The sequence below is a fragment of the Protofrankia symbiont of Coriaria ruscifolia genome (assembly GCF_900634745.1).
Lineage (GTDB): Bacteria > Actinomycetota > Actinomycetes > Frankiales > Frankiaceae > Protofrankia > Protofrankia californiensis.
This window is the reverse complement of sequence record NZ_CAAAFR010000147.1, coordinates 1-8682: the sequence shown is the minus strand read 5'-3', so window position 1 is coordinate 8682 and position 8682 is coordinate 1. Positions and strand designations below refer to the sequence as shown.

At 66.8% G+C, this 8682-nt stretch carries 8 protein-coding genes; 1 reads left to right on the top strand and 7 read right to left on the bottom strand.

All coding sequences use genetic code 11. From position 1 onward, the window contains the following. Window positions 1-91: 91 nt before the first annotated feature. The 7 genes from CV1CTNOD_RS16060 to CV1CTNOD_RS16025 all read right to left on the bottom strand — a co-directional run bounded on the left by CV1CTNOD_RS16060 (window position 92) and on the right by CV1CTNOD_RS16025 (window position 7693). On the bottom strand, window positions 92-994 hold the full coding sequence (locus CV1CTNOD_RS16060; protein WP_131786874.1) for a potassium-transporting ATPase subunit C: 903 nt from the start codon (window positions 992-994) through the stop codon (window positions 92-94). Between the two features lie 5 nt (window positions 995-999). Beyond that, window positions 1000-3216, bottom strand: a complete 2217-nt coding sequence (gene kdpB / locus CV1CTNOD_RS16055) for a potassium-transporting ATPase subunit KdpB (RefSeq protein ID WP_131786873.1) — start codon at window positions 3214-3216, stop codon at window positions 1000-1002. Next, on the bottom strand, window positions 3217-4878 hold the full coding sequence (gene kdpA, locus CV1CTNOD_RS16050; protein ID WP_131786872.1) for a potassium-transporting ATPase subunit KdpA: 1662 nt from the start codon (window positions 4876-4878) through the stop codon (window positions 3217-3219). It lies immediately after the preceding gene. A gap of 122 nt (window positions 4879-5000) precedes the next feature. Beyond that, complete coding sequence (gene kdpF / locus CV1CTNOD_RS16045; RefSeq protein ID WP_131786871.1) at window positions 5001-5090, bottom strand: K(+)-transporting ATPase subunit F; 90 nt, start codon at window positions 5088-5090, stop codon at window positions 5001-5003. Between the two features lie 95 nt (window positions 5091-5185). Next, complete coding sequence (locus tag CV1CTNOD_RS16035; protein ID WP_131786870.1) at window positions 5186-5380, bottom strand: hypothetical protein; 195 nt, start codon at window positions 5378-5380, stop codon at window positions 5186-5188. Between the two features lie 347 nt (window positions 5381-5727). After that, the gene (locus CV1CTNOD_RS16030) at window positions 5728-6654 is read right to left on the bottom strand and encodes an acyl-CoA thioesterase domain-containing protein (protein WP_131786869.1); all 927 of its coding nucleotides are present in this window, start codon (window positions 6652-6654) and stop codon (window positions 5728-5730) included. Window positions 6655-6736: 82 nt separating this feature from the next. Continuing rightward, window positions 6737-7693, bottom strand: a complete 957-nt coding sequence (locus CV1CTNOD_RS16025; RefSeq protein WP_131786868.1) for a FadR/GntR family transcriptional regulator — start codon at window positions 7691-7693, stop codon at window positions 6737-6739. Window positions 7694-8105: 412 nt separating this feature from the next. On the opposite strand from CV1CTNOD_RS16025, the gene CV1CTNOD_RS16020 reads away from it, so the two are divergent. Next, window positions 8106-8525 carry an organic hydroperoxide resistance protein gene (locus CV1CTNOD_RS16020; RefSeq protein ID WP_131767692.1) on the top strand — a complete coding sequence of 140 codons (420 nt, stop codon included), beginning with the start codon at window positions 8106-8108 and terminating at the stop codon, window positions 8523-8525. The last annotated feature ends 157 nt before the right edge of the window (window positions 8526-8682 follow it).

Sequence of the window (8682 nt, the reverse complement as noted above, 5' to 3'; positions counted from 1 at the left end):
GCCGGGTGGCGCGTGGCGGGACTGAAGACGAGTACCGCGCACCACCCGGCGGCTGTGTTGCCCTGACCGGAGTCGCTTCGGCCGGGCGGCGTCAGCTCGTACGCAGTTTGTCCAGGGCGAGGTTGAGCTCGAGGACGTTGACCGTGGGTTCGCCGAGGAAGCCGAGCGCACGGTTGTCCACCCGGTCCTCGACCAGCTTGTGGACCACTGCCGGGTCGAGCCCACGGGCCCTTGCGACCCTGCTCACCTGCAGGTTGGCGTAGGCCGGGGAGATGTCCGGGTCCAAGCCGCTGCCGGAGGCGGTCACCGCGTCCGGGGGCACCGGGTTGTCCTCGCTCTTGCCCGGCCCGGGGACGATGACGCGCCTGCCCGCCGCGTAGTCGCCGCCCAGCGTCGCGCACTCGACCTTCACACCTTCGTAGGTGGCGACGAACGGCTCCGCCGGGCATTCCTCGTTCACGCTGACGACCCGGGTGACCGGCCCGGCGTAGCCCGGGTCACGGTAGAACACCGACAGGACTGCGCCGACACCGCCCGAGGTGCAGTACGGACGCTGTCCGTTGACACCTTCGAGCTCCCCAACGGCCTTGCTGCGGCCGCAGACCTGGGTGAGCAGGCTCTGCTTGCTCTCGTCGTCGTCAGTGGTGGCGGGGTCGTCGAAGGCGTCGACGGCATCCTCCGGACCGAGGTTGGACGCGGATGTCGCGGTGGGGTCGTAGCCGTCGCCGGCCGCCGACGGACGGGACTGGAAGTACTTCGGGATCGGGTTGCCGTCGGAGTCGGTGAACAGCTGGCCGATCAGTGCCGAGCCGACAACCTGTCCATTGGCTGCCTTGACCAGGGAGCCGTCCGCCCTGTGCTTGAGGCCGGGCAGCTGGGCGACCGCGGTGATCGTGAGTGGATAGGCGATGCCGGTGATCACCGTGAGTACCAGCAGAACGCGCAGGGCGGCGAGGAGATGCCGGACGAAGCCAGGCAGGCGCGAGGAGGCCATGATGATCACCGAACTCCGGGGATGAACTGGATGATCAGGTCGACCAGCTTGATCCCGATGAACGGGATGATCAGGCCGCCCAGTCCGTAGATGTAGAGGTTGCGACGCAGCATCGCCGCAGCGTTGCTCGGCGTGTAGCGCACACCGCGCAGGGCAAGCGGGATCAACGCGATGATGATCAGTGCGTTGAAGATGACCGCGGACAGAATCGCGGACTCCGGGCTGTGCAGCCGCATGATGTTGAGCTTGTCCAGCCCCGGGTACACCGCCGCGAACATCGCCGGAATGATCGCGAAGTACTTGGCGACGTCGTTGGCGATCGAGAACGTCGTCAGGGCCCCACGCGTGATGAGCAACTGCTTGCCGATCTCGACGATCTCGATGAGCTTCGTCGGGTTGCTGTCCAGATCGACCATGTTCCCGGCTTCCTTGGCCGCGGAGGTGCCCGTGTTCATGGCCACGCCGACGTCGGCCTGGGCGAGCGCGGGGGCGTCGTTGGTGCCGTCCCCGGTCATCGCGACGAGCTTGCCGCCATCCTGCTCCCGCTTGATCAGGGCGAGCTTGTCCTGCGGGGTCGCTTCGGCGAGGAAGTCGTCCACCCCTGCCTCGTCGGCGATGGCCCGGGCGGTCAGCGGGTTGTCACCGGTGATCATGACGGTGCGGATACCCATGCTGCGCATCTCGTCGAAGCGCTCCCGCATGCCCGACTTCACGATGTCCTTGAGCTGGATCACCCCGAGGACGCGGGCGGTCCGCCCGGCACTCTCGCCCGAGGAGGTGCCGGTCACCTCCGCGACGACCAGCGGCGTCCCACCGGACGCGGAGATGCCGTCCACCACCTGGCCGGTGTCGTTGGGTGCGGTCCCGCCGTTCTCGCGGACCCACGCCAGCACCGCGGTGGCCGCTCCCTTGCGGATCTGCCGCCCGCCGCCGTCCTGGAGCCCGGGCGCGGCCAGGTCGACACCGGACATCCGGGTCTGCGCGGTGAACGCGACGAACGTCGCGGTGGACAGTTCGCCCGCGGTCCGTTCACGCAGGCCGTACGTGGTCTTGGCGAAGACCACGATCGAGCGTCCTTCCGGTGTCTCGTCCGCAAGCGAGGACAGCTGTGCGGCATCGGCGAGTTCGTGCTCGTCCACATCCCCGACCGGGATGAACACACGCGCCTCGCGGTTACCAAGGGTGATGGTCCCGGTCTTGTCGAGGAGCAGAGTGTTGACGTCTCCCGCCGCCTCGACCGCGCGGCCACTCATCGCGAGCACGTTGCGCTGCACCAGTCGGTCCATGCCGGCGATTCCGATCGCCGACAGCAACGCGCCGATCGTCGTGGGGATCAGGCACACCACCAGCGACACCAGCACGATCCCGGTGACGCCGTTCGCGTTCAGGGCGGCGCTGCCGGGGACGCCGGGCTGCTGGGCCTTCGAGAAGATCGCCAGTGGTTGGAGGGTCGCGACCGCGAGCAGGAAGATGATGGTCAGTGAGGCCAGCAGGATGTTCAGCGCGACCTCGTTCGGAGTCTTCTGCCGGTTCGCGCCTTCCACCAGTGCAATCATCCGGTCGATGAAGCTTTCCCCGGGCTTCTGCGTGATCTCGATGATGATCTGGTCGGACAGCACCAGGGTGCCACCGGTCACCGCGGACCGGTCTCCACCGGACTCCCTGATCACCGGGGCCGACTCGCCGGTGATGGCGGACTCGTCGACGCTCGCGATGCCCTCGATGACGTCGCCGTCGCCGGGGATGAACTCGCCCGCCTCCACTACCACCTGGTCGCCTTTGAGCAGGCTCGGAGCGGGGACCCGTTCGATGCGCGCAGCGTCGATGACCTGACCGGGTTCCCAGCCGGCGAGCCGGCGGGCGACGGTGTCGGTCTTGGCCTTGCGCAGTGCGTCGGCCTGTGCTTTTCCGCGTCCTTCGGCGACCGCCTCGGCGAGGTTCGCGAATACCACGGTCAGCCACAGCCAGACGACGATCAGCCATGCGAACGCGGTGGCGTCCCGGATCGCGAGCGCGGTGGTGAACACGGCACCGATCTCGACGATGAACATGACCGGGTTACGCCACAGCGTGGTCGGGTTCAGCTTCCGGAACGCGTCCGGGGCGGAACGAACGAGCATCTTCGGATCGAGCAATCCACCCTGTACCCGCCGTGGCGGCCGGGAGGAGCCGGGATCCCGCAGCGACCCGGCGGGGTTTTCATTCACAGTAACCGTGGACATTTAGTGAAGGCCTTCCGCGAACGGTCCGAGCGCAATGGCCGGGAAGTAGGTCAGCGCGACGACGATGAGCGCGACACCGGCGACGAGGCCGACGAACAACGGCCGGTGGGTGGGCAGCGTCCCGGTTGACGGAGGAACCGGCTTCTGCTGGGCGAGGCTGCCGGCCAGGCCCAGGACGAACACGATCGGTAGGAATCGGGCGAGCAGCATGGAGATGCCCAGCGCCGTGTTCCACCAGTTCGTGTTCACGGTGATACCCGCGAACGCCGAGCCGTTGTTGTTTGCTGCCGACGTAGCCGCGTACAGCACCTCGGACAGGCCGTGCGCGCCGGAGTTCAACATGTTCGTCCGCTCACCTGGCAGGGCCATGGCCAATGCCGTGACGCCGAGGACCAGCGTCGGCGTGGTGAGAATGTAGAGCGCGGCGAACTTCACCTCCCGCGCGGCGATCTTCTTGCCGAGGTATTCGGGTGTCCGCCCGATCATCAGGCCACCGACGAACACCGCGAGCACAGCGATGATCAACATGCCGTACAGTCCCGACCCGGTGCCGCCCGGAGCGATCTCCCCGAGCATCATGTTCAGCAGCAGAACTGCGCCGCCAAGGCTCGTGTAGGAGTCGTGGAAGGAGTTCACCGCACCCGTGGACGTCAGCGTCGTCGCAGCCGCGAAAGTGGCCGAGTTCGGCACGCCGAAGCGGGTCTCGGTGCCCTCGGTCGCGGCGCCGACGGATGCTGGAACCGTGCCGTGATGCGCCATCTGAAAGCCGTGTACCAGGAACATGCTGGTCAACGCGAGCACGACCATGACGGAGACGATCGCGAGGCCCTGGCGGGTGTCGCCGACCATCTTCCCGAAGGTTCTCGGCAGCGAGAAGGCGATGGCCAGCAGCAGGTAGATCTCCAGCCAGTTGGTCCAGGTCGCCGGGTTCTCGAACGGGTGGGCGGAGTTGGCATTGTAGAAACCGCCGCCGTTGGTGCCGAACTCCTTGATGATCTCCTGGCTCGCCACCGGGCCGCCGGTCACGGTCTGCTTGCCGCCGGCAATGGTCGCCACCGTCTGGACATGGTGGAAGTTCTGCACGACGCCGCCCGCGATCAGTATGACCGCACCGATGGCGGAGATCGGCAGCAGCACGCGGACAACGGCGCGGACCAGGTCCACCCAGAAATTGCCGAGCTGGTCGGTGCGGTTGCGGGAGAACCCGCGGACCAGGGCGATCGCCACCGCGATGCCGACCGCGGCACTGGTGAAGTTCTGCACCGCGAGACCGGACATCTGCACGAGGTAGCCGAGCGTCGACTCACCCGAGTACGACTGCCAGTTGGTGTTCGTGACGAAGCTCGTGGCCGTGTTGAACGCCTGTCCCTGCTCCATCCCGGCGAAGCCGAGGTTGAGCAGCAGATGGCCCTGCAGGCGCAGGAAGGCATACAGGAACACTACCGAGACGAGGGAGAAGGCGAGCACGCTGCGCAGGTAGGTGCTCCATCGCTGGTCCGCGTCCGGATTGACACCGACCAGCCGATAGATCACTTTTTCGGCGCGTAGGTGATGCCCGGATGTGTACACCCGGGCCATATAGTCACCAAACGGCCGATAGGTCAGGCCAAGCGCGATGGCGAGAGAGGCGGCGAAGATGATCCCCGCCGTCGTGGTGTTCATTCAGTAACCCCTTAAGGCCGTCGATGGCGCAGGAAGTTTCACAATGGCCTCGCCTTCGGCCCGGTTGGAAAAATCTACCAGCAGCGCGGGAAAATCCATTACAACGCCTTCGCCCCGGTAGGTCAGAACTTCTCCGGAAAAAGCAGGGAGATCACGAGGAAGATTGTCAGGATGATCGCCAGAACCAGGCCGGTCAGGTTTTCGGCGGTCACAGCTTCTCCACTCCGCGCACGACAAGTCCCAGGACCGCGAATATTGCGATGGTCAGGACGACGAAAATCAGGTCACGCACCAACTACTCCTTCTGTCACAGCAGGGACCGGCGAGGTACGGCGATGCTCCTCGGGGCGATGGCAGCCTCACCACGACCAGCGGCCCGGATGCCGACGGCGACACCAGGCTCGTGTTTGCTCGTGTTTCGCCGGATCTCCCGACCGGATGCCCCGAGGAGAAGCACGACACGCCGGATGTCCCACGTGTCACCCGGGAATGCTGACATCATGAAACATCCTCGGACCGCGCTGGTTGCTGTGCTACCGCACCGGCAGCGACGGCTAGCATCGACCCCGCAGGAGCCGGCTACCAGTGGTGTTGACGCCCTGATGACGCCAAATGTCGAAACTTCAACCTGCCGTTGACATTCGTTGCCGAACGCCGGGTATCCACGTTTCGATCGTGGTAACGATCATGGGGGAAGGTCCGGTCGGCCGGCCTCTCCGGCGGTCTTGCCTCCATGGTCCGGCAAGCGGCGGGTCAGCGGGTGGTCGGGAGCGCGGTCACGTGGTCGGGAGTACGGTCACGCGATCAGAGTCCGGGGTGACATGAGGGGCCCATCCGGATGCGATCCGCTCAGGAGTCGACGCGCATGAGGCCCTCCTGCGCGACGGAGACGACGAGCTTGCCGTCGGCGGTGTATATTTCGCCGCGGGCGAAACCGCGGGAGCCGGACGCCGACGGGCTTTCCTGGATGTAGAGGAGCCAGTCGTCCGCGCGGAACGGACGGTGGAACCACATGGCGTGATCGAGACTGGCCAGCGAGATCGTCCGGCCGTTCGTCGACCTGTGCGGGAGCAGGGTCGTCGTGATCAGTCGCAGGTCGGACGCGTACGCGACCGCGCAGACATGGTAGAGCGGATCGGCGGGCAGTGTCCCCCGGGCACGGAACCACATCCGCTGGTGCGGGCTGTGCGGCTCCCCGTGCGAGGACCACACGGGCTGCTGGATGGAACCGTCAGGCCCTTCGGTCGCCACGAGCCGGACGTCGAGATACCGGGAGAAGAAAGGCTCGACGCTCTCGTCGTCCGAGAGATTCTCGTCGTCCGAGAGAATCTTGGCGAACTCGCCGAGCTCGCCAAGCTCACCGGACGGCCCGTCGGGTGGCGGTGACGGCGGCATGGGTGACTGATGCTCCAAGCCGTCTGTGGCGCGCTGGAAGGACGCGGACAGGTTGAAGATCGCCCGGCCGTGTTGGATGGCGACCACGCGCCGGGTCGTGAACGATCGCCCGTCGCGGATCAGGTCCACGTCGTAGATGATCGGTGCCGCGGGATCACCCGGCAGCAGGAAGTAGGCGTGCAGTGAGTGAACCGGACGATCAGGGGCGACGGTTCGGCCGGCGGCGATGAGCGCCTGCGCCGCGACGTGGCCCCCGAACACCCGGGTTGGCGCCGTGTGCCACGACCAACCGCGGAAGATGTTGGTTTCGATGCGGTCGAGGTCGAGGACCTCGACCAGAGAATCGGTCTCCGCGCGCGTCACCTGATCGACTTTACCCATCCGGCGGCGGCACTTCCCCCAGCAGCGATGATCCTGGGATTTCGGCCTCGGGCAGTGCGGGAGAAGCGTGATCGTGCTGCCATCAGTCCTCCGGTGACCCGGGGACCTGGGCCTGCAGGGCGAAGACGGTGGCCGGGTCGCGCCCGGGGGAGGGGATCGTCGCCAGGAGATGACGCCGCCACAGCCCCTCGGCCTCGTCCGCCGCGCCGGCCTCGATCAGCGCGACCAGCCGCCGGTAGGGGTCATGAACGTCGTCCCCGGCCTCCGGTATCCCCGTCTGCGTCAGATCGGTGTCGGCGGTCAGTCCGTCCTCGTGCGCCATGCCGATGATGTGGCGCAGCATCCCGGCAAGGACGACCAGGGTCTGGTTGCCGGCGAGTTCCACCAGGAGGCTGTGGAAGCTCGCCAGCGCGGCCCGCGATGCTCCAGGAACTCGGGCTTCCCGGACGCCTGCCGGCCGGCCCGCACCTGCTGTGGCGGCCTCGATGGAGGAAAGCGCCACCCGCAGCCTGGCAAGGTCCTTGTCCGTGCGGCGTTGCGCGAGCTGGCGGACGCAGGACGGTTCGAGGAGCACCCTGGCCTGGTGGACGTCGGCGAGGGTGGTGCCACGGTATTCCAGGACGAGCGCGGCGTAGCGGGCAGCGACGTCACCGTTGGGCGTGTGGACCCGGGCTCCTCCGTGAGCCCCGCGCCGGACGCTGATCAGTGCTTCGGACTCCAGGACGCGGAACGCCTCCCGCAGCGTCGGACGCGAGACACCGAACTGTTCCATCAGGACGGCTTCCGGGGGGAGAGCGTCTCCCTCGACCAGTTCGCCACGCACGATCTGGCGTCGCAGGCGCGCGGCGACCAGCTCGGCGGTCTTGGGGACGCGTACCTGCCGGCCGATGCGGCCGTCGCCGGCCGGAGGTCTGCCGGTGCCGTTGTCGCGCACCCCGGGTGGCAGATCGGCCGGCAGATCAGGCGCCCTGACGCCACCGCGTTCCCCGATGCCTACCGGGCCGTCCGTTGCGATGCCGGCTGCGTTCAGTAACACCATGATGGTCCCCCTCGGAGAGATCCGGTTGCGGGCGGACAGTGCATGATCTCCTGGCTGCAGGTCGGCTCCTTCGTCCAGAAGATCACATTGCCGCTGTTAGCGATGTCACCAGAAGTGCTGGCGAGGTTGCATTGTGACACTACTAGTTGTCGGTGCATACGAGGGGTGTCAAGATTACTACATAACAGTAACTGTTTGTAGCCAATGTTCACTGAATTTTTACTAAAAGTAATCATACTGAAGCTTCTTGTCGTCATCTGGCAGCCGCGAGCGCCACGCCACGATCAGGGCGGACGGTGCGGTGAGTGAGCCATGCGGACGAAAAAAGTGCCGGCCGGTGTTCCACCCGGATGGCCCGGGTCGTGCACGTCGACGGTTGCGGGCCATCGAATCCACATCTGAGGAGATCGCGATGACGGCTCTGTATACGGCCGAGGCCACCGCATGGGGTGGGCGTGAGGGGCGGGTGACGTCCAGCGATGGGCGGGTGGACCTGACCCTGTCCCTGCCCAAGGGGCTCGGGGGCGACGACGGTCCGGGCACCAACCCGGAGCAGTTGTTCGCCACCGGTTATGCCGCATGTTTCCACAGCGCGCTCAAAGCCGTCGCCCGGCGGGAGAAAGTCGATGTTTCCGGGTCGGCGGTCACCGTACGGATCGAGATCGGCCCGGATGACGACGGGTTCGCCCTTGCCGCCGCGATCGAGGTCGAGATCGAACAGGTCGACCGGGACGTGGCCGCCAGGCTCGTCGAGCAGGCCCACGCCCTCTGCCCGTACTCCAGGGCGACACGGGGCAACATCGTCTCCACCGCCACCCTGGTGGCCGGCTGAGCGCCGGTAGAGCGGGAGCCAGCCGGTAACAGTCGGCGGGGCGAGGGCCAGCCGGCAGAGGTGACAGGGGTTAGTCAGTCAGTACCGGTGAGGGTCAGCCCACAGGTCGGCCCTCACCGGTACCCGGCCGACCCGTGGGTTGCCGGGTATGCCGCCC

What these genes read in the sequence shown, in the direction of transcription:
- CV1CTNOD_RS16060 (WP_131786874.1), bottom strand. Translation starts at nt 994, where the DNA reads ATGGCCTCCTCGCGCCTGCCTGGCTTCGTCCGGCATCTCCTCGCCGCC.
- kdpB (WP_131786873.1), bottom strand. Translation starts at nt 3,216, where the DNA reads ATGTCCACGGTTACTGTGAATGAAAACCCCGCCGGGTCGCTGCGGGAT.
- kdpA (WP_131786872.1), bottom strand. Translation starts at nt 4,878, where the DNA reads ATGAACACCACGACGGCGGGGATCATCTTCGCCGCCTCTCTCGCCATC.
- CV1CTNOD_RS16035 (WP_131786870.1), bottom strand. Translation starts at nt 5,380, where the DNA reads ATGATGTCAGCATTCCCGGGTGACACGTGGGACATCCGGCGTGTCGTG.
- CV1CTNOD_RS16030 (WP_131786869.1), bottom strand. Translation starts at nt 6,654, where the DNA reads ATGGGTAAAGTCGATCAGGTGACGCGCGCGGAGACCGATTCTCTGGTC.
- CV1CTNOD_RS16025 (WP_131786868.1), bottom strand. Translation starts at nt 7,693, where the DNA reads ATGGTGTTACTGAACGCAGCCGGCATCGCAACGGACGGCCCGGTAGGC.
- CV1CTNOD_RS16020 (WP_131767692.1), top strand. Translation starts at nt 8,106, where the DNA reads ATGACGGCTCTGTATACGGCCGAGGCCACCGCATGGGGTGGGCGTGAG.